We start from the raw sequence: 21,084 nt of genomic DNA on the forward strand, positions 1-21,084 counted from the left end.
CTAGGCCACGCTTCAGGACACGCCCCGAATCGACTTCACCGTCGGCGTCCCTTTCCCCGCCCGCCCGAACAACCGCGTAACGGTTCCCTTCGGTCGGGCGGTTTTTTGTTGCTTTTCGACGCCCGCCGCCACCTCCCTCTCCTTAACTTCGCGTGCTTTACGACGCTCCTCCAAACCCTGCAATTCTTTCTGTGCCCTCTGTACCGCCGTATCGAACTCCTGCCTAGTCATTGCAGCAGCGTCGTAATAGGCCTGCCCAATCCGGTCATATTTCGCGGCATGCTTACTCCCCATTACCACTCACCTGCCGTTGGCGAATTGACCGCGCCCACAAGCTCCTGGGCGTTGGGCTGCTCAGGGGGCTCGGGCACAGCTGAAGCAGATTCCTGCACTGATGCTGCCGAGTCCTGAGCTGGTTCTGGCTGCGGTTCCGCTCGCTGTTCTGCTTGCGTCTCCTGTGGCAGCTCGATTCCCAAGTGCTTTAGTTTCTCAGCTGGAGGAGGCGGTTCAGGAACATTTTCAGGTTCGGGCTCGGGTTCAGGTTCGGGCTTGGGTTCAGGTTCGGGCTTGGGTTCAGGTTCGGGCTTGGGTTCTGGTTCGGGTTCCGGCACACAGTCCTCCGGCGCAGGAGCTGGTGCTGGTGCTGGTGCTGGCGCAGGTGCCTGTTCGCACACTGGCTCTTCCGTCTCCGTGCACATGTCTAAGTTGAGCAGTGAGGACGCGACACTGCCTGCAACCCCGACAGCTCCCGCAATTCCAGCGATACTGGCCACCCCGGCAGCGCCAATGGCACCTCCAACGGATATTCCAGCAGCAACGCCTGCCTCTATCCCAATATCAACGTTGGCAACGACCCCAATTCCACCAGCGGTAGCACCGTTGCCACCGGTTACAGTAGCTCCTTCGCCACTCCCAGACTCAGCCACCTCTGCACAGGCCGCCGAGGTAGCACCCGAACTGGCTGGAACAGTAGGAGGCTGCGGCGGGGTGGCGACCACCGCGGCCTCAGTGTCACACGCTGCCTGCTCAAGACACTGCTCGATGCAACTATTACGCGCATCGTAGAGCTGACCAGTGGAGTCGACGAGACTGTTACACACCTGCTGGGCCACTTGTGCGGCTTCGGCGCCGACCTCCGGATCGTCGACAAGCGCTTCGCACTGAGAGAGGATGCCGTCGGTTTGCTCAGCCATATCTTCGGCCTGCTTCTCGCAATCCTCAAGGACCTCGTCGACTTTCTTGCCGCACTCGCCGACGCTCTGCGCGCCATTGGCGGACTGCTCATCCTGATTCGCACAGTCCTGCGCAGCTTTATCGCAGCGCTCCTTGGCGGCGTCGGCGGCATCGCCTTTCAAACCGCCCCAATCGAAAGCCATAGCAATAGTTATCGCGGAGGCTATCAACCCCACGGAGTTAGAGAACTTGGACAGGGCGCTGCCCTTCCAGCCGTCAGCGCGTCGCACCTTATCCAAGACTTTGGGCAGATTCTTGCCGATGCCGCCAACCCCGCGCTTGGCTCCAATACGGCTTCCACGGCCAATAACACGCACCAATATCGGAAGAATTCGAGCAACCCATGGCATCAGTCCACTACCTCAATTCCACCGAGGTCGGCGCTCCCGGCGCTGTCACAGCCTGCAAAGACACGCCACTGTTCCCGCACTGCCGGAGCATGATTGCCAAGTCCCGCGTACATCGATTGCCCGTGCTCACGCAGCCTCGCTGCCGCCTGCTGCAGACGGCGCCCCTGGGCGGCAAAACCCTGGCCACAATCTGCTGCGGAAATATCAGGAGCGCTTCCCCACCGCTCATGGCCTTCACGGCCGCGCTGCTCGATCTCTCGGGCAGCCGCTGTCACTGCATCTTCCGAAAAGTGCAGCAAGCCTCCGCCACTGCCTCCAGTAAAACGTGCGGACACGAAAAATCCCCTTCCCCGCGAAAAACAGTTCTTATTACTGTTAGGCGCGAAAAAAGAGGATTCGGTTCCGTCTAAGTACTAGCGCGGGTGCCCCCGGGGGCTAACGAGCGCGGTAGATGCGCTTACACCCCTCAACACCGGTGAAGCTGAATGGGCCGGTGCCAATCAGGGCGTCGTCTCCCAGGTTGGAGTACTCACCCGGATCTTCATGCGTCACCTGAGCGTGGCGGTAGTAGGTCGGATCATCGAGCTTCACGCGTTCAGCCAGTTCACGCGCATTATCTGCGGCGCGTAACTGGGACTCGTAGCCCTCGACCACATTGCCGGTGAGGAACTCAGCAACCGAGCCGGAACCGTAGGAGACAACAGCGACCTTCTTACCAGCCAGGTCCTTCTCGGTATCCAGCAGCGAGAGCAGGCCGAAGTAGGCCGATGCGGTGTAGGAGTTACCGATGATGCGGTTGTACTCGGTGGTTGGGCCGAGCTGGCGGGCCTCGTCCTCCGCGGTGAGCTCCACACCGTTATTGGCCGAAAGCTGCCGGTGCGCCTTGTAGGCCATCTTGGTAAACGGCTGGTGGTAGCTGAAGTAGTCAATCTCGCTGAAGTCCACACCGCCGCGGGCACGGTAGTCCTCGTAAGCACCCTGAACAGCGTCGATGTAAGCACTAATAGAGAGCTTGCCCTCCACCAACGCCTGGCTGCGGTGGTTCGGCCGCCAGAAGTCCATAACTTCGCGGGTAAAGACGCCCGAAGCCGCATCGATAGCCAGGATGCGCGGATTAGCGGTCACCAGCATGGCTACAGCACCTGCGCCCTGGGTCGGCTCCGCAGCGGAGTCCAGGTCATAGCGGGCAATGTCGGAGGCGACAACGATGACCTTCTCCTCCGGATTGCGGGCCACCAGAGCGCACGCGAACTGCAGCGCCGCGGTACCGGAGTAGCAAGCCTGCTTCAGCTCGACAGATCGCGCGTGCGGGTCAAGACCGACCAGCTCGTGGACATAGACAGCAGCGGCCTTCGACTGGTCGATACCGGTCTCAGTGGCGAACATGATGGTGCGCACGCCGTCGATACCGTGGCGGTCAACGATCTTCTTCACCGCGGCCGCGGCCATCGTCACCGGATCTTCATCAGAGGCAACCACGCTGGAGCGTTCCTGCCCCAGGCCCTTGTGGTACTTTGCCGGTTCCGCTCCGAGTCGGGGCGCAATATCGGCGAGGTCAATGCAGTACGAACCCGTCGCAAAGGCGATGTCATCAATACCGATCGGGGTCACATTGCTTGTTGTCATCAAAACCGTGCCTTCACTACCTCTACAGATTTTTAAGAAATAACGGGCAACGAAACATCCCCATGTCATCAGAGCAGTCATCAGACCACGGGATATTTTGCCCACAAAATTTTAATTGCCTACTACAGAAATCTAGCGCGTTTACCTGAGATTTGTCTTAGGTTTTGCGAATTGTCGCAAACGACTATTCACAAACCGCTACTTCGCACGCTCGATAGAAACGTGCGCCTCCATCAGCTCACCCGGATTCGTCTGTGCCGCGAGCAGGGAAAGCTCACCACACCAGACGATTGCCGCGCAGCACGCTGCTAGACGACGGGCATTCTCGCCCGGCTCACGGTCCTCCTTGCAGCCCAGCGCTGTGAGATTCTTCTCCACGAAGCCCAAGCCCTTGCCGTTGCCCACGGAACCGACGATTAAATGTGGCAGGGTGCAGCTAAAGCGCACGGAGCCGTCGTCAAGCGCCTCTACCTGCGTCAGCCCCTGCGAGCCTTCGACGATATTCGCAGCGTCCTGACCGGTAGCGAGGTAAAAGCCCAGCAGCATATTGGCGTAGTGCGCATTACCGCTGCGCAGCGAACCGGCCATGATGGAGCCGACGAGGTTCTTGCGTTCGTTGAGCTCAGCCAGGCGCTTGGCAGTTGTGCGCAGACGCTCGCGGACAACCGGCTCCGGAATGACGGCCTCGGCGATTACGTACTTACCGCGGCCCAGAATGCCATTGACTGCGGAGGTCTTCTTATCGGTGCAGTAGTTGCCCGAGATGGAGCCATAGCCCAACTCTGGCATCTGCTCCATCAGGTAGGACATCAAACGCTCAGACGCCAGCGTGGCCATGTTGTGGCCCGAGGCATCACCGGAGAAGAAGTCAAAGCGGACAAAGAGAAGACGCGATGCGATCTGGAAGTGAATATCTACCAGCTTGGCAAAACGCGAGGAGGACTCCACGACCTTCTTCAGCTCGTCATAACGAGACAGGATGTTGTCGCGCGCAATGACGGCATCCGCTGCCGAGTCGAGAGTGAAAATCACCGATCGGGTCATCTTCTCACCGACGAAAGTGCAGGTAATGCCACCTTCGATCATGCGGGAGACCTTCGCACCGCGACCACACGACGGCCACAGCGGGGTCTCGTAAGTCGCCAGCGGAATCTTCACCTCGTCATTCATGACGTTGCCACTAATGCGCACCGGACCAATCCAGCTCAGCGGTACGTGTGCATATTCCAGGTCGTGCGAGCTCTTTTCAGCCATTGTCCTATGCGACCCTTTCTAGCTGCATGCAGCTTCGGTTCCCAGCTTCTGTAAATTTCAGCTGTCTTAAATTCTACGGTCAAAAAACTGTGGTCAAAGTTGAGCGGCCAGCTTCAGCGGCAACGGCTGGATGCCAGCTGCTTGCCAGCGCGCGGTGATGTCCGCGGCAGTCTCCTCGGCATCGACACCATCTGAGACTCCCACCAGCGCGATTCCGCAGTCACCACCACCGGAGCCGCTGCTCTTGCCCGCGGCCCCCGCGCCATCGGCGATGTCGGCGAGCGCTTTCAGTTTCTCCGTCTCGATGCATACAGCACGCTCACGCTCATAGTCCTGCAGCAGCGTCCGATTCTCACGCAGGCAGGCAAACGCCGCGGTGTGGTCGCCGTCGGCAAGCGCCTGCCAGAGTCTTTCGCTTATCGACGAGACCCCGCGCACAAAATCACGGTCTGCGCCACCGGCCTTCTTCAACTGCGAGTCCGTCTTCACCGGACTGCCCGTCCAGCCGACCAACAGTTGTAGCCCACCGAGGTCGGTGCGGGCGTCAATGCGAAGATTCGGCCACGGTGCCGCCACGGCAGCGACAGGATCAGCCGCCACGAGCTCTGCGAGCGCCGTCGGATTCGGCCGGCGATAGAGCACCACCCCGCCGTGCGCGGAGCACGCGATATCGCCGCCGGAACCAGCTGCACCAGCCAGAAGCGTGGCCACCATCGCAATCTTGTACACGTCCAGTGAATCCAGCTCCAGACCCAGGTGCGTCCCCAGCGCACGAGTTACAGCCACAGCGACAGCCCCGGAGGATCCCAGGCCATACTTCGCACCACTGTCGGCGTCATCGAGGTCTGATTCAATGACGATATTTATGGGGCGCTCTGGGGTGTTTTCCAACTCGCCCGCAGCAATGCGATAGACCAGGGAAATCGTATGGGTAGCGATGTCATCTGGTGCATCGATATCAATGACACGCCCCCGCGGGCCGTAATAGCTGGAGTACACGCGAGAGACCGGCTGCGATGGTTCGGCATCGCGGCACCGAACTGTCACATAGCGGTCGACACCTGCGATGACGGCCAGCCCCTCGACATCCATCACCGCATACTCACCAGTGAGGTACAGCTTGCCGCAGCCACGACCGATGGACTCGCCTTCGATAGGTCCGCCTTTAGCGTTGCTCAACTACTCCCCCAGCTACACCAGGTATGCGCCAGGGCCGGAGCCGGAAACCAGCACGTCAATATCCTCGAACTCTGCGCGGAAACGATCCGCGATGGTCTCGGCATCGCCGCTGCGGCACAGCACCTTCACGTTCGGCCCGGCATCCATGGTGGCGTAGCACTCGGTGCCCTCGTCACGCAGCGTAGCGACGAGATCGAGAGCCGCCACCGAATCCGGATTCCAGTACCGCACCGGAGGAAGAGCCCCCAGCATAGTGGCGTGCATGCGCATGGCATTGGCCTCGGCAAGCTCGCCGACCGCAGTGAAGTCCGCAGCGGCAATGGCGGCCTTCATGTCCTCGATATCACGAGGCACCTGCTCCACCCAGGCCGGGAAGAACGGTGATGTCTCGACCGTGCGACGCATGGCGGCACGGCTGTCAATCTTCTTGCGCCCCGGGGCCAAAACCGCCACGACCAGGGAGAGATCCAGGCCGGAATCCGGCAGAGCCACTGCGTGGCTGGAAGCATCGTCATCGCCGGGCAGCCACTCAACGAGGCCGCCGAAAATAGAGCGACAGGCCGAGCCCGAACCGCGACGGGCCAGAGCCGAGAGCTTTTCCGGAGTGTAGTCCAGGCCGTAGGCCTTCGCCGCGGCCAGCGCGAGAGCGCCAAAACCCGACGCGGACGAAGCCAGACCCGCACCCGTCGGAATCTCGTTGGTGCTGGTCACCTCTGCGAAGCTCGTGCTGCCCGCACGCTCGCGGACCAAATCCAAAAACTTCTGGACACGGGAGAGGTCCTTGCCCACCATCTCCTGGCCGTTCAGAGTGCCCGAGTCGGCGGTGACGCTGGGATCGTCGATAAGCGACACCGTGGTCGTCGTCGGAGCGATGCCCAGAGTAAGGGACAGCGAACCTGTGGCCGGTAGCTGCACGGCCTCATCGCGCTTGCCCCAGTATTTAATCAGGGCGATGTTGGGATGAGCGACGGCGGTAGCGGTCGTGGTCACGAGGGATTTACCTCCACAGTCCAAGTAGCAACGGCATTGGCTCCCATCATGGCATGGCTAATCAGTTCCGCGTGATCGGCGGACTCTGCCAGCGCCATCACACAGCCACCGCAACCGGCACCAGTGAGCTTTGCCCCGTGGGCACCTGCCAGTCGGGCGGCAGTGACGAGATCGGTAATGGACTCATGCCCAACACCTAGTTCCTCTAGCGCTTCCTGCGCCGAGTCCATGCGATGTCCCAGACGGGCAAAATCGCCCTTGGCCAGGTTGTGCACCGCGCCATCGGCCAGCTGCCCCAAGTGGTCCAACAACTCTTGGCCGTGGACTCGGTGGGAATCGACGAAACCACGCACGCGGGCAACGGCCAGCGACGTCGAACCACGCACACCGGTATCCCCCAGCACCAGCCACATCTTCTTGGCCACCTTCAGCGGATGGAACTCACCCTGCTTGAAGTAAACCGGACGCGATGCGCGGGCAACCGTGGCATCCAGGCCAGAGGGGTTACCGTGCGCCAGACGCTCAGCTTCCTGCACCAGGTCAAAGCGCTGACGCTCGGTCAGAGTGCCATCGGCGAGGTCACGCACTGCGTCGATAAGCGCATGTGCCACTGCGGCAGAACCACCCAGCCCTGCAGCGGGTGGGATACCGGAGCGGAGACGAACCAGCAGGTCGCGTTCGGGAATACCGAAGGTGCGCAGGCCAGCGCGGAGTGCAGCGGCGATGGAGGCAAAGCGCTCCGGCAGCTCGTCGATGTCGATGACCTCGCCGTCCATGGAAAACAGGACGGGAGAATCCTCCACGCGGTCAATCCACGCCATCGTGCGCAGCGACGTCACCGGCAGCGCAATAGCCGGCTTGCCGTAGACGACAGAGTGCTCACCCAACAAAATCGACTTGGCATGGCCTTCACCGAATGCGGCACCCTGTTCATTGGCCAGGGCATAGAACTCCCCGGTCTCCAATTCCTCGGACTTGTCGAGGCCGAAGTCGTCGACGCTGGCGTTTTCTACGCTGGTCACGAAGCTACACATCCTTTTCCGAAACCGACTGTGCGGCAGCCTGCGCCTCTGCGGGGCCATGGATACCCGGCACACCCGCAATGTCGAAACCGTACTTGGAGAACTTCTCCGCCCCGACACCCCAGACGTGGTTAAACCACTCCGTCATCGGTTCGTTCGCACGACGTTCTGCGAGCTCCTGCGGGGTCACGTACACCACTTCATCGACCTCATCGGGGTTGATATCCACCGACTTCGGATCGACGATGCCGGCGTACACGTGGTTGTACTCGTGCTCTGCCAATCCCGAACGATCATCGATGACCTGGTAGATAACAATGCCGATTTCCTCCAACTGGGAGACATCCGCACCGAGCTCTTCCTTCGCACGACGCTCAACGGCATCGGCCACCGGCTCCCCCGGCAGTGGGTGCGAGCAGGTCGCATTCGTCAGTAACAGTGGTGAGTGATACTTCGACTCCGCACGGCGCTGCAGCAGCATGCGTCCCTGCTCATCGAAGAGGAAAAGAGAAAAGGCACGGTGCAAAATTCCCGGCGGAACGTGTGCTTCAAGCTTGCCGACGGTACCGAGAACTCGACCGTCACGATCGACTACCTCTACCTGGATGTCGGCTTCACCCGGGGCAAAGCGGGCTTTAATGTCCTCTGGCGCATCATTCATTTCCACACTCCTGACTCTAGACTGCGGCCACAACCGCAGCTAACTCCCCGGCAATCTTGCGGGCCGATTCCGCATCGGCGGCCTCCACCATGACGCGGAAGAGTTCCTCGGTGCCGGACGGGCGCAACAACACGCGACCGGTGGAACCCAGCTTCTCCTCGGCTGCATCGATGGCGGCCTTGACCTCATCAGACTCCAGAATTGCGGCCTTGTTGGACACCGGCACGTTGATAAGAGTCTGCGGCAGCACCTTCATTACGGAGGCCAGCTCAGCCAGAGACTTACCGGTGCGTGCCATCCGCGCCATGAGGTACAGACCCGTGAGGGTGCCGTCACCAGTGGTGGCATGATCCGGAATGACCACGTGCCCCGACTGCTCACCGCCGAGCGAGTAACCGCCAGCGTTCAAATCAGCCAGCACATAGCGGTCGCCGACCTTGGTGGTACGCAGGGCGATATCGTTTTCCTCCATCGCCAGCTTGAGGCCGAGGTTACTCATCACAGTGGCCACCAGCGTGTTGTGGTGCAGTAGCCCCTCTTCCTTCATGGCGACGGCCAGGATGGCCATGATTTGGTCACCATCGACGATGTTGCCCTGCGAGTCCACAGCCAGGCAGCGGTCGGCATCGCCATCGTGAGCCAGCCCCAGATCCGCGCCGTGCTCCAGCACTGCCGCGTGCAAAACCTCAATGTGGGTGGAACCGCAGTTGTCGTTGATGTTGTAGGAGTTCGGCTTGTCATGAATAGCGACGACGTCGGCACCGGCGGCCGCGTACGCCATGGGGGCGGCCTGCGAAGCAGCACCATTTGCACAATCCACCACGACACGAATGCCGTCGAGCTTGGTGCTGACCGCACGGGAGAGGTGGAACAGGTAGCGGTCGAGCCCGTCTGGGGCCTCCTCGATGACACGACCCACTCCGGTGCCCGTGGGGCCGGTCTCCGGCAGGTTGTGGAGAGCGTGTTCGATTTCCTTCTCCACCGCGTCGTCAAGCTTGGTGCCGCCCGCGGCGAAGAACTTGATGCCGTTGTCCGGCATGGGGTTGTGAGAAGCCGAAATCATCACACCCATGTCGGCACCGTAGTCGTCGGTGAGGAAAGCGACAGCCGGAGTGGGCAGCACACCGACACGCAAGACGTCGACGCCCTGGGAAGCCATGCCGGCAGACAGCGCTGCGGCGAGCATCTCACCGGAGACACGCGGATCGCGGCCAACAATGGCCAGGGGACGACGCCCCGATGGATTCGTGCCGCTAGTCAGCACAGTGGCCGCAGCAGCGCCCAGCCGCATTGCCAGCGGTGCGGTCAGAGTCTTATTCGCCAAACCGCGGACGCCATCAGTTCCGAAAAGACGTGCCATTGTTGCTAGACCACTCCTTGGGGGTTTATGAGTTTTGGTATCGCGGACTGTTGCATTGTCAATGCTGTATTACTTTAGCCGGTCGCGCAGGCGAATCCAGACTAGCCACAGGACACAATTGGCTGCGGGTCATAAACCGTAGTCTGAGTTTCACGCGAGATTTCCGCGCCAGAGAGGTCCCGAATGACGCGTGTGTCGGAAGTGGTAAAACCCTGCGCACCCGACGACGGCTGGCAAGAGCTGCCACTGACCTGCATGCGCTGCGGTTGCGTGTATGCCCAACGACCACCATTGATGGACTCGACGTTGACCCTCTTCACACCCTTGATGCGCACAGTGACGTCGGAGCCAGTAGTAACGGCCTCGATGAGAATCGGAGTGTCGGAACTGTTCTTAAACGCCAGGTCGATTGCGCCCTCGTACACCGTCGCCTCACGGCCGGCCGGGTAACGCGAAATGTAGTAACTGTGCGGAGTGTGCGCGACATCCTCCATGCCCGCAAAGTACGAAGCATTGTACAAAGTAGTGGCGAACTGGCTAATGCCACCGCCGACAGCCTTATCCGCATGGCCGTTGAGGATGATGCCCGACTCGACAAAGCCCTGCGCAGTACCGCGCGGACCCGTGTAGCCGTTCAGGCTGAATGTATCGCCCGGCGCCACGAATGCGCCGTTGACCATCTGAGACACCAGGGCAATGTTTGTTCCCGATGCCGAGCTGAAGCCACCGGTGGTGAACTCACCAATGACATCATCGAAGGTCGCACTTTCCGCTTGTTCGGTGGTGTAGGTGGCGGGCTGGTCCTCGTAGACCGCATCGAACTCGCGCTTATCCGTCGAAGTCACACGCTCGGCGAAGTCCTTCATAGTCTCATCCCACTTCACGGCTACGCCATCAACCGAGGGGACCACTTCACGCGAACCACCGCTGAAGCGTATCGACGCATTGCGCTTATCAACCTCGGAAGCAGCCAGCCCCTCCTCGAGGATCTCGCGTGCGCGGTCGACATTGATATCGGCGGCCAATCCGCCGTCGCGCGGCACAAAGCTGATGATCTCAGCCATGCGCTCCGGAGGAATTACACCATCTTTGCCATCGCGGCCCTTGGCAACAATGGGACCCGACACGGCATCGGCGGCCTCTCCCTCAGCTGCCTCACGAACCTGATCTTCACCGATAGCCGGGTCGTGCGCGGTGGTCTCCACATCGATGCCCTCCGGCGACAACCACTTGGCGGCCAAATCCCCGCTGACCGCATTGCGGTCGACATCTTGGCCGATGACCGGTGGAGTTGTTTCCACGCGGCCGTCAACAAGCTTGACCTCACCATCGACGGGAGCAATAGTCAGTTCGCCGACGAGACGGTCGACCTGCGGCTCGAACTTAGAGCTATCGATATCGCTGACCAAATCCAGCTCACGGGTAGTAAAGAAACTGCGCACCCAGGTAACTGGGTTCGCCGTCTGCTTACCCGCCTGCGCGACCGTCTTCTCCCAGTCGATGCTCAGCCCCGCCTCCTCGGGCAGAACCTCCGCCGTGCGTTCGCCGGCACGAAACGCCACTGGATGAGTGGAAAGATCACCGAGCTGCTCTTCGAGCTTCGCCTCAGCGTGATTCGCGCTCAGCGTGCTGATGTCAATACCCGCAACGGTAGACCCGCGCGGGACATGGTCCTTGTTCAGCACGTAATCGACAGCGTAAAACACACCGAAGAGCGCGAAGATACCGAGGACGATGCCGAGGAAAATCTTTAATCCACGGTGACTGGAGGAAGACTTTTGTTTGGCCACAGCCACTTACTTTACCGTGGAAACACTACTAACTAGATTTTTATTAGATTCCGCAGGTGTCCGGAATGCGTTTCTTGTTCTTCGCATACTGCTGGAAAGCATCGACCACGGCATTGGCATAGACCTCGGCGCCATCGGGGGTCGGGTGGATAAGGTCCGCGCGCAGCTTGGACAAATCATCACGCACACCATGGCACCAGTCAGCCACATAGACATTGTCGCGCTTCTTTGCCGCGTCGAGGACTTCCCTCTCCGACTGCGGCATCCACACACGATCACCGTACGGGTTGATGAGGACAATGATGCGGTCTTCACCCAGCGAATCGAGGATCTCATCCAACAGGTGTTCGTCCGATGCCGCAGCCGACTGATTGATACCAAGACCCAGCACGACGAATGGATCGAGCGTACCCGCCGCCTTCATACTGGCGATAATCTCTGGCGCAGCCGGATAACCACGAGAAACAGCCGCATCGATATAGATACCGGGCAGCTTCTCTTCCAACGCGGACGCCGAGGCGAGCATCACAGAGTCGCCGATAGCGGTGATCTGGTCACCACGCGGCATAACGCGCTTGGCCAACTCGGCTTCCTCCGCCTTTTGTGCCTGTGCACGGCGCTCAGCTGCCTCCTGTAGCTGTGCCTCCAAACGCGTCATCTTCGGCGCCGTGGCCATTCCCACAACTGCACCAACCACGACGACCAGCGCCAGCCCTGCTGCAACGCGCGGCTTCCAGGAACCGGCAAACTGCGTGCCCGAAAACTGCGACATCCAACGGCGGTAACCCATCCGGCGAATTGGCGATTCCACATTCTTGTACGACCAGTTCGCCAAAAGCAGCGATAGCGCGATGCCTGCGAAGGCAGCGAGGTTCTCATACTGCATGGCCTCATTGCGCTCCAGCAGTTCGCGGATGAGCACGATGACCGGCCAGTGCCACAGGTACAGCGAGAAGGAAATCTTTCCCAGCCAGCACAGTGGCTTGAACTCAAAAATCTGACGCACGGGTGAGACACCGCGAACGACAAGATAGAGAATCGCCACCGACAGCAACGAGGCGAACACCAACCCACCGCGGTAAGTCGCCGACGCAGTATCCGACATCATCAGCAGAACCAACGAAAGGAAGATCAGAGGCAGCGAGGCCACTACGAAAGCTTGGGCAGAACTGCCAAAGAAGTCCCGCAGCAGGGGTTCTGTGCGTGGCCAGGAGTCCGCCTCTGCGCGTGACGACGTCGATGTCAACCACAATGCGAGGGCCGCGCCAAACAGGAGTCCAAAGGCGTGAGTATCGGTACCGTAGTAGACCCTCGTGGGGTCGACCTTCGGATCGTAGAGCGAGACCATCCACACGAAAGAAGCAACCGCCCCAATGCCCGCCACTGCTGCCAGCTTGCGAGATGCCAGCTTCAGGGCGAGAAGAGCCACAAAGATCAATGGCCAGAGCAAGTAGAACTGCTCCTCCACCGACAGTGACCAGTAGTGCGCTAACAGCTGCACTCCGGAATCCGCGAAATAGGACTGAGAACCCGCAATCTGCGTCCAGTTATTGACGAAAAAGACCGTGCCGAGAAACTGCGTCGACAAGCCAACAGCGGGATCCCCGCCGACCAGACCTGCGACGGCGATGGAAATAAACAACACGAACATCGCAGCCGGAGCGATGCGGCGCAGTCGACGGAGCCAGAAGTCCTTTAGATCGATGCGCCCAGTGACCGCGCGTTCGCGCACCAGAAGCGAGGTGATAAGAAATCCGGAGAGCACGAAGAAGATATCCACACCGATGTAGCCACCGGGCAGCACATTATCGAAGTAGTGGTAGATCACCACTGTGGCAACGGCCAGACCGCGCAGCCCATCAATGCCTGGTACGCGTCGAATGCGGAAGGGATGCTTCGCCACCGACGACGAGCTAGAGGAGCTCTTCGCGTCGGAGGTCTTGGTGGCTGTGGTGCTCACCGCCATACGGTTTCCTTCTTCCCATCGCACTGCAATCGCACTTTCATCGCACTGCAATCGCACCGCGATAAACGATTCTCGCGGCAGTTTTTAACGGATAAAAGTCTAACGTACGGGGCTTGTCCCAAAAATGCAGCCATGCCTGGTCACTGCGGACTTTAACCAAAAAAGCACCTCGGCTTGCGTGTAATACGCAAACTGAGGTGCTTTTCGAAGCAGTAAAGCTTAACGCTTGGAGTACTGCGGTGCGCGACGGGCCTTGTGCAGACCAGCCTTCTTGCGCTCGACAGCACGAGCGTCGCGGGTGAGGAAGCCAGCCTTCTTGAGAACGCTGCGCTCCTCCGGGTTGAACTCGTTCAGGGCACGAGCAATAGCCAGGCGCAGAGCACCGGCCTGACCGGACGGGCCACCACCGTTGATGTTGGCCTTGATGTCGAACTGGCTCTCGCGCTCGACCAGGACCAGCGGATCCTTGATCTCCTGCTGGTGCAGCTTGTTCGGGAAGTAATCCTCGAGCTCGCGGCCGTTGCAGACAATCTTGCCGGAACCAGCGGTCAGAACGACGCGGGCGACAGCGCGCTTACGACGACCGACAGTCTGAATCGGACGATCCAGGGTCAGCGGTGCAGCCGGAGCAGCCTCAGCCTCGGTCTCGGTAGCAACTGCGTCGCCGATGGAAGAGGTGAACTCTTCAGTGGCAGCAGCAGCGGCAGCCTGAACATCATCGTAGGAAGCCTCGGTGGCCTCTACGTTCTGGTTCTCATTGACGTCCTGTGGGTTGGTCACTGTGCCACCGCCTTGATCTCGTAGTTTTCAGGCTTCTGACCGGCGAACGGGTGCTCGGAACCGGCGAAGACGTGCAGCTTCTTGATGGACGCACGCGAAAGCTTGTTGTGCGGCATCATGCCCTCAATAGCCTCAGCGATAACACGCTCCGGGTGAACCTCGAGGGAACGACCCAGGGTCATCGACTTCAGGCCACCCGGGAAGCCCGAGTGGCGGTAGCGCATCTCACGTTCCCGCTTGTTCGAGGAGACGTGCACCTTATCGGCGTTGATGATGATGACGTGGTCACCGCAGTCGACGTTAGGGGCGAAGTAAGCCTTGCCCTTACCGCGCAGCAAGTCTGCGGCGTGAGTAGCCAGACGGCCGAGAACAACGTCGGTAGCGTCGATGACGTACCACTTGCGCTCGATGTCACCGTCCTTCGGATGGAAAGTAGACAACATGACTCCTTTTAGGGTCCGTGTAGATTTGCCAGCCACCGTGCACACTGTTGTTATTCCCCGGCGGCCGGTGGAGACCCGAGGCAACATTCACGTGTGCGCACACAGTTTGACTACTCTACCTTGAGATGGCACTAGAACAAAAAATGCCAAAGCCAGTCTCAGCCGCAAACTGCTGAGACTGGCCTTTCCCCCCCCTGGAGTGCTGCTAGCAAGAATACTTCAAAGGCAGATACCTAACTGAAGATCTCAATTGAGCAATGTCCTCCCCTCCCCCGGTTACATAGCTCAATCAAAAGTGCCTCAAGCAGGAACCAAGCTATCCCCAGCTAGCTGCCGCGCGGCGGTTAATATCCGCCATTCGCTGGCTACCTGCGCTGACCGTATCCGCGATAGTCGTGAGAATCATATTGAGCTCCTCCGCTGCTGTGTCCCATTCACGCTGAGCCTCCTGGTAAGAATCCGAAGAGTCACCCTCCCACGTAGAGACCATCGGCGCGATGCGCTTCTTCAAATCTCCGAGCAGCCCGTTGATGGTGCCAGAAGTGGACCGAATGTCATCGGCAGCACCGTCGATGCCGCCAAAACTGTACCTAATTGGTTGCATTAAGAACCCTTTCCCCAAAAGGTGATGTGTGTTGTGTGATTCAGTGTTGTGGTTGTGCGATTCGATAAAACGTTTAGAGGTTCAGCAACGACGCACCCGCTGCTGCCACCTGCTTGAACGACGACGCCCCCTCGTCCTCGCCCGCATCGAAGCTGCTGGAATTTGCGCGGATGTTATCCGCGATATCCGTCAGCGCATTGGATAGACGCATAGCTGCGTCATCCCAACGAAGCATCAGATCATCGAAGCTGTCTTTAGCCTGGCCCTTCCATTCCCCCGCCAGACCGTCCACGACGCCTCGAATGCGCCCCAGCTCGCCCTGTACTTCCGAGTTGACGCCATCGACGTCCCCCGCGGTAGTGGTCATTTGATCTGATTCGGCTGCAAATAGGTTTGCCACTGTTTCCCCCTTATTCGTGTTGAGTGACTGATTAACGACGGCATTTTTACCTCCCCGCGCGAGCCAGCCAGCTTCCCGCGTTAAAAACCCGTCATATTGTTTGGCGCGAAAAACCCCGATTCGGTTCCATTTTGGTTTTCCAACCTTTACCCCTGCCTACCCCCGCCCATCCCCCAGTCACTTTCTCTACGCCCCTCGCGTATTACGGCACCGGCCGAGCGCTTACTACTGCCTGGTCGCATACGGGTCGTACCGGCGCAATAGTCCTTCCTCTGAACTGGCACCCCACACTGACTTGAGTTCCGTCCATCACTTTGTGATGCCAGAGCACTATCGAATTACCTGACGGCAGCCGCTCCTCTACGACTACGACATCGGTGCCCAGTACTTGTCTGCGTTCCGGCGCGGACTTTGTCTCATCCCCGGCAACGGAGCTGCTCAAAGCGGCGGCTAGATGTTCAAGCGCCATGTCCTGCGAAAGCGGGCTAGCGAGCACCAAGACGCGCATATCTCCGCCATCCACCGCAATCAGACGGTCTAACGGACTTGCCGAGTCAAGCTCCCACCCGCCGGGAAACCGAGCTTCCACGCCCGCATTGGTCAGTTTGACTATTGGAGCAGAATCGGGAACTGGTTTCGATGTGGATGGAGGCGTCGTTACAGGAGGCGTAGTTACAGGAGGAGCCTGTGCGTGCGATGTCTCACGCTGCTTCTGTCTCCCTTCGTTCTCCCTAACTATGCCGCCACTAAAGAGCCATGCAGCAATCCCAACAATCAGAACCACCACCGTCAACAAACCAACGGCAGCTACTGACACAACTGTGCTTTGATTCGACGCTGAGCTGACTTCTGCCCTGGCTGCAGGACGCCGCCCCGCGAAATCCTCCGACGGCTCCACTTCACCGGCTTCAGCGTCGCCGATGTTTTTCAACCAGGCCGGATTTACGCACTCCCCGAGCCGCGATGCTGGGCAGTCGAAGACTAAAAATCCACGGTCGCGCAGACGATCGACTAGTAGAGCTCGCCGCGAGTTCGCTAGCCCGGGTGGAACTTCGCCGACGATGAACTCAATATCCTCCTGCCAGCGGGGCGGATACTCAGTGATACCGCGCCCACCACTAACTTCCACATCATCGGGTATCCCCTGGGGCGCATCCGGATACATGGTCAGCTGATAAGCCAGCGCAATGACTGTTTCCACCAATGGTGCGCTGTCGTTCGCTCCGACCAAATGTGTCATCCGACTGGCAATGTGGCCCCCGCTCAGACGAGTGACACAGACACGCGTTTCCTCTACTTCCACCAACACGCTATGAGACACAGTTGCCTCATCGAGTTCCACAACGGCGTCGGCAAGCGTCAGGATGTACGGATTGAGTTCAGCAGCCAATAGCGCGGAGGCCAACCGGCACTGTCGCACAGCACCCCAATAGCTGGGCACAATGACTGTTTGCATGCTCTCGAGAAGCGGTCTAGGGCCATGCACCGCCGGTTCTGCGGTGTCTGCAGGTGCCGCGAGTCCCCACAGGTGCCAGGTGCCGTGGCGCAGCGTCGGGGTCTGGGTGGTGGAAGAAGATTCGACCCGAATCATCAACTGTCCTCCTGGTCACCAGCGGTATCCAACCAACCCAACTGCACAATCTGCGGACTCTGGCCGTGCGCCACCCAATAGCCACGGCCCGGCGGCTGCTCGCAAGGCTTTACGCCGAGGATGGGGCCGTCGTCGCGTGTGCCGTCCATAACAAAGACGCTGGCACCCTGGTCCTTAACCGCACCCATGACCGGGTCGTGGAGGGATCGCAACGCCCCGCTGATTCGACGGGCAAAAAAGATATTGAGCCCAATGTCGGCGGCGTGAGCGATGACTTCTGCCAGCGGCTGCAAGGGGTTACCCCGCGAGCCGGCCACGAGGTCATAGTCGTCCACGATGACATTGATGGTTGGACCACTCCACCAATTTCGGGCCTTCAACTGCGCTGGGGTGATATCCGGTTGCGGGAGACGGGCCTTCAGTACCTCTGCCAGCTCTGCCAGCATGGGTGTCGCCACCGCAGCCGAGCCCGCATAGCCGGCCAGCCGCTCTTGGGGCACGGCCTCCATTAGCCCACGGCGGTAGTCAATTACGACGAATTTCGAGTCCGACTGCGAGTACCGCAACTGGTGAACGATGCCCCTCAACGCGGCGGTTCTGCCACTGCCTGCCGAACCGAATATCAGTAGGTGACGATCCTTATCTGGGTGGAATATCACCGCGCCCAGACCGGCTTCTTCGAGCCCCACTGCAATCGCACCTCTCGCAGCGGCCGCTGGTCGCGGCAAACGCGCAATATCAATCCGCCGTGGCAACAACTGGAGCTTTGGTGCCTGCTCACCGTGCGGCGCTGTCTCTGCAATCCGCTTAGTGTCTGCAGCGCCGGTGAGAGCTACCAGCATCGCAAACCCGCCCGGCGCGACTCCGCGTCCTGGGCTCTCCGGCACCAGCTCCGCTGCCTTGCGGTCAATCATTGAATCCATCGACTCCGCCTGCCGCAGCTCAATCCGAGTACCAATCAGGTCGCGAACGGCAGGTCTCATGTCCGTCCAGCGATAGGCCGTGAGCAGGACATGAATTCCCACCGCCAATCCATCTGCAACCAGCGCCTGCACATCGTCACTCAGCGCCGGAAACTCCGTTTTGAACGCACCCCAGCCGTCAATGACCAACACCGAATCCGGCTGACCCGCCGCCCGTGCTGCTTCCGGAGAGAGCCATCCATTAGTGCGAAAGAGCTGTTCCCGACGACTTACCTCACGACGCAAGAAACCAATCGTACGGCGAATAAGCTCCTCGTCTCCGCGGTGTGCAACCGACGCGACATGCGGCAACTCAGCCAGGTCGCTCAGGCCGCCCGCACCACAATCGACGATATAAAAATGCAGGTCACGAGCGCTGATACCGTCGGCTAGCGCGAGGATCGCTGTGCGTGCGGCAGTGGTCTTTCCTGACCGCGGCGCTCCGACGATTGCCACGTGCCCACCGGTCGTGCGCAGGTCAATACGCAGTGGGTCCTGACGCTGAAACAGCGGCTTGTCCACCAGCCCAATCACACCGGTCAATCGCTGTCGCGGCAGCTGCTCGTCGGGCTGAAGCTCGATGGCCTCCGGCAATGGTGGCAGCCACACCCGATGCGCACGTGTCGGTACGTGCGACACCGCTGCCACCACGGCACCGAGCACCGTCTGCTCCGATGTCTGCGCAGGCGGATCTACCATTCCGCCATCGCTTGACGACGCACCGAAAGCCTCCCGCGTCCAATTTTCAGCGGTAAATTCAGCGACAGCTGCGACCTGCCCCTGCAGCCCCTGCTCTGCCCCAGCCGTCGCACCGTCAATAGGCTGCGGACGGACCACCGGTCCGGAAACATACGCCGACCGGAACCGCACCGGCTCGGCGGCAGCAGATTTGATATAGCCGATGCCCGGGATGGCCGGCAGATGATAGGCGTCCGGAACGCCCAGCACGCTGCGGGACTCCGCGACGGAAAAGGTCTTCAACCCAATACGATAGGAAAGATGGCTTTCCAACCCGCGCAAGCGGCCTTCCTCCAGACGCTGACTGGCCAGCAGCAAATGCATGTGCAAACTACGCCCCAACCGACCAATCGCAACGAAGAGCTCAGCAAACTCCGGGCGTGCGGAGAGCAGCTCCGAAAACTCATCCACCACAATCAGCAACGCAGGCATGGGTGGCGCATCTATCTGCCCAGCGCGTCGGGCTTGCTCATAATCGCTGACACCGGCAAAATTCCCCGCAGCGCGTAGCTGCTCTTGACGCCGCGTCATCTCACCCCGCAGTGCGTCTTCCATGCGGTTGACCAGGATAAGCTCCTGCTCCAAGTTGGTAATCACCGCCGAAACATGAGGCAATTGATCCAGGCCCAGAAACGTCGCCCCGCCCTTGAAGTCCACCAGCACAAAGTTCAACTGATCCGGACTGTGCGTGGCTGCGAGCCCTACCACGGTCGTTCGGAGGAATTCCGACTTACCCGATCCTGTGGCGCCAACGCACAAACCGTGTGGCCCCATGCCGCCCTCGGCACTCTCCTTAAAATCCAGATAGACCGGCGCGCCGCTGTCATCAGCCCCCACAGGAATTCGCAGACGCGCACTGCCGTAGCGCGGTCGGTAGCGCAGAGTTGTCGGAGGCGGATAGAGCCCGAGCTCCTCCATCACCGGATCTTCCGAGGTCTTAACGGAATCATCTGCGCTTGTTGGCACTTCAAAACGCGCCAAGCTCCGCCCAAGCACCTCCGCTTCTGCTGGACTCAGCTGATCAGGTACGCCAATCTCCTCCCGTCCGGACGCGGTTTCCGCATGCACAGCAGTAGTGGAAACAACCAGCGCGATGCCATGGTGAACCGCTGCCTCCCACAACGTTGACTGCGCTTCCACGACGGTCAGTAGTACTACCGAGGTCTCCGACCCCGCCGCGTCAAAAATCGGTGTCAGTTCAGTGACATCGTGCTGTCCGTTCGAATCCGCCAGCACAATCAGAACTGCAGCTGGCAGTGTGTCGATAGCCGTGAGCAGCTCAGTCAGCTGCGCACACGTCGCCGCCCGCAACCGCGCTGGGCCACAGGCATCAGTAACTGCGGGGTGTCCGTGGTGTGGCGTCCATTTCAGCCATTCCCACTCATCTCCCACAACTGCAATCAGGCAATCCTCCGGATGATGCAGCGCAGCAGCTTGGGCGACCATCGCTCGAGCCAGCCCCTGCGCCGCGGTATCTCCAGTGAGCGCGATAATCTCAAAGGCCGACACATCTATGGCAAAGGGCACTCCCTCAACCTGACGAGCCGATCGAATAACTTCCCGCAGTGCTACGGCGGAAACCGGATCCAGTTTCTCGGGCGCCGGAATTGCCGGTGGTGTTACAGGCGTTGCGGGCTGCTGCGTTGCCACCCCGATGCGCAGCTGCAAGAAATCCGAGTCCCCCTTTCGACGCTCGCACGCCCGCCCCATCGCCCCCAGCTGCCACAGAGTTCCAGGCCGAGGGTGGATAAACTGCGCCGATTCACGCTGCATCCTCGCTGCTTTCGCCACCGCGCGGCGAATACTGGACAAATGCCTCTGATAGTCCTTCCGCGCCGGTGCCATGTCCTTATTTCCCGCCCCGCCCGACACCATCATGCCCACAGTGGAAAACACCATCATCAGCGGAAACATAAACGACATCGGGTTACGTCCCATCCCAGAGACAAACATCAACACCACCATGCCGACCACCGCCACGACCATGATTAACGGCATGAGTGCACGCATCAGCGGCACCGGCTGTGGCTCCGGCGCTTCTGGAGGCGCATCCGGCGCGATTGTGCCTGTCATAGGCTGCGGCCCCGCTTTTCGGGTAGCCGAAATCTCCGCCTGTGCACTAGTCACAAAAATCC

The 21,084-nt window shown here is 60.1% G+C and carries 18 protein-coding genes; all 18 read right to left on the reverse strand.

From position 1 onward, the window contains the following. Nucleotides 1-12: 12 nt before the first annotated feature. The gene (locus QP982_RS03250) at nt 13-294 is read right to left on the reverse strand and encodes a hypothetical protein (RefSeq protein ID WP_284870217.1); all 282 of its coding nucleotides are present in this window, start codon (nt 292-294) and stop codon (nt 13-15) included. Next, entirely contained in the window at nt 294-1,550 is a 1,257-nt protein-coding gene (locus QP982_RS03255) for a hypothetical protein (protein ID WP_284870227.1), read from the reverse strand. The genes QP982_RS03250 and QP982_RS03255 overlap by 1 nt, the downstream gene beginning before the upstream one ends. 32 nt (nt 1,551-1,582) lie before the next feature. Further along, nucleotides 1,583-1,918 carry a hypothetical protein gene (locus QP982_RS03260; protein ID WP_049169972.1) on the reverse strand — a complete coding sequence of 112 codons (336 nt, stop codon included), beginning with the start codon at nt 1,916-1,918 and terminating at the stop codon, nt 1,583-1,585. 100 nt (nt 1,919-2,018) lie between these two features. After that, a complete protein-coding gene (locus QP982_RS03265; RefSeq protein WP_070429831.1) occupies nt 2,019-3,209 on the reverse strand; it encodes a hydroxymethylglutaryl-CoA synthase in 1,191 nt (396 codons plus the stop codon). A 198-nt stretch (nt 3,210-3,407) separates the two neighbouring features. Further along, nucleotides 3,408-4,463 carry a hydroxymethylglutaryl-coenzyme A reductase family protein gene (locus QP982_RS03270; protein ID WP_070429832.1) on the reverse strand — a complete coding sequence of 352 codons (1,056 nt, stop codon included), beginning with the start codon at nt 4,461-4,463 and terminating at the stop codon, nt 3,408-3,410. 93 nt (nt 4,464-4,556) lie between these two features. Beyond that, on the reverse strand, nt 4,557-5,642 hold the full coding sequence (locus QP982_RS03275; RefSeq protein WP_070862802.1) for a phosphomevalonate kinase: 1,086 nt from the start codon (nt 5,640-5,642) through the stop codon (nt 4,557-4,559). Nucleotides 5,643-5,654: 12 nt separating this feature from the next. Continuing rightward, nucleotides 5,655-6,632 carry a diphosphomevalonate decarboxylase gene (gene mvaD / locus QP982_RS03280; protein ID WP_049190390.1) on the reverse strand — a complete coding sequence of 326 codons (978 nt, stop codon included), beginning with the start codon at nt 6,630-6,632 and terminating at the stop codon, nt 5,655-5,657. Next, entirely contained in the window at nt 6,629-7,654 is a 1,026-nt protein-coding gene (mvk, locus tag QP982_RS03285) for a mevalonate kinase (protein WP_101687816.1), read from the reverse strand. The genes mvaD and mvk overlap by 4 nt, the downstream gene beginning before the upstream one ends. A gap of 4 nt (nt 7,655-7,658) precedes the next feature. Further along, nucleotides 7,659-8,315: an isopentenyl-diphosphate Delta-isomerase gene (idi, locus tag QP982_RS03290; protein WP_016422095.1), complete on the reverse strand. Its 657-nt coding sequence runs from the start codon at nt 8,313-8,315 to the stop codon at nt 7,659-7,661. A 16-nt stretch (nt 8,316-8,331) separates the two neighbouring features. Beyond that, the gene (gene glmM / locus QP982_RS03295) at nt 8,332-9,675 is read right to left on the reverse strand and encodes a phosphoglucosamine mutase (protein ID WP_284870218.1); all 1,344 of its coding nucleotides are present in this window, start codon (nt 9,673-9,675) and stop codon (nt 8,332-8,334) included. A 101-nt stretch (nt 9,676-9,776) separates the two neighbouring features. Beyond that, nucleotides 9,777-11,465 (reverse strand): VanW family protein, encoded by a 1,689-nt coding sequence (locus QP982_RS03300; RefSeq protein ID WP_284870219.1) that lies wholly within the window; start codon nt 11,463-11,465, stop codon nt 9,777-9,779. Nucleotides 11,466-11,508: 43 nt separating this feature from the next. Beyond that, the gene (locus QP982_RS03305; RefSeq protein WP_147722360.1) at nt 11,509-13,431 is read right to left on the reverse strand and encodes an acyltransferase family protein; all 1,923 of its coding nucleotides are present in this window, start codon (nt 13,429-13,431) and stop codon (nt 11,509-11,511) included. Nucleotides 13,432-13,650: 219 nt separating this feature from the next. Beyond that, a complete protein-coding gene (gene rpsI, locus QP982_RS03310) occupies nt 13,651-14,211 on the reverse strand; it encodes a 30S ribosomal protein S9 (protein WP_016422091.1) in 561 nt (186 codons plus the stop codon). Next, nucleotides 14,208-14,651, reverse strand: coding sequence for a 50S ribosomal protein L13 (gene rplM / locus QP982_RS03315; RefSeq protein WP_005509852.1), 444 nt, complete (start codon nt 14,649-14,651; stop codon nt 14,208-14,210). Before rplM ends, rpsI begins: the two co-directional genes overlap by 4 nt. A 319-nt stretch (nt 14,652-14,970) precedes the next feature. Continuing rightward, nucleotides 14,971-15,258 carry a WXG100 family type VII secretion target gene (locus tag QP982_RS03320; protein ID WP_016422090.1) on the reverse strand — a complete coding sequence of 96 codons (288 nt, stop codon included), beginning with the start codon at nt 15,256-15,258 and terminating at the stop codon, nt 14,971-14,973. A gap of 73 nt (nt 15,259-15,331) precedes the next feature. Further along, complete coding sequence (locus tag QP982_RS03325) at nt 15,332-15,658, reverse strand: WXG100 family type VII secretion target (RefSeq protein ID WP_005510029.1); 327 nt, start codon at nt 15,656-15,658, stop codon at nt 15,332-15,334. A gap of 202 nt (nt 15,659-15,860) precedes the next feature. Then, nucleotides 15,861-17,249 carry a type VII secretion-associated protein gene (locus QP982_RS03330; RefSeq protein WP_284870220.1) on the reverse strand — a complete coding sequence of 463 codons (1,389 nt, stop codon included), beginning with the start codon at nt 17,247-17,249 and terminating at the stop codon, nt 15,861-15,863. After that, complete coding sequence (gene eccCa, locus QP982_RS03335; RefSeq protein ID WP_284870221.1) at nt 17,249-21,076, reverse strand: type VII secretion protein EccCa; 3,828 nt, start codon at nt 21,074-21,076, stop codon at nt 17,249-17,251. The genes QP982_RS03330 and eccCa overlap by 1 nt, the downstream gene beginning before the upstream one ends. Between the last annotated feature and the right edge of the window lie 8 nt (nt 21,077-21,084).

Origin of the sequence: Corynebacterium sp. MSK019 (genome assembly GCF_030232425.1) — a bacterium.
GTDB classification, from domain to species: domain Bacteria; phylum Actinomycetota; class Actinomycetes; order Mycobacteriales; family Mycobacteriaceae; genus Corynebacterium; species Corynebacterium jeikeium_D.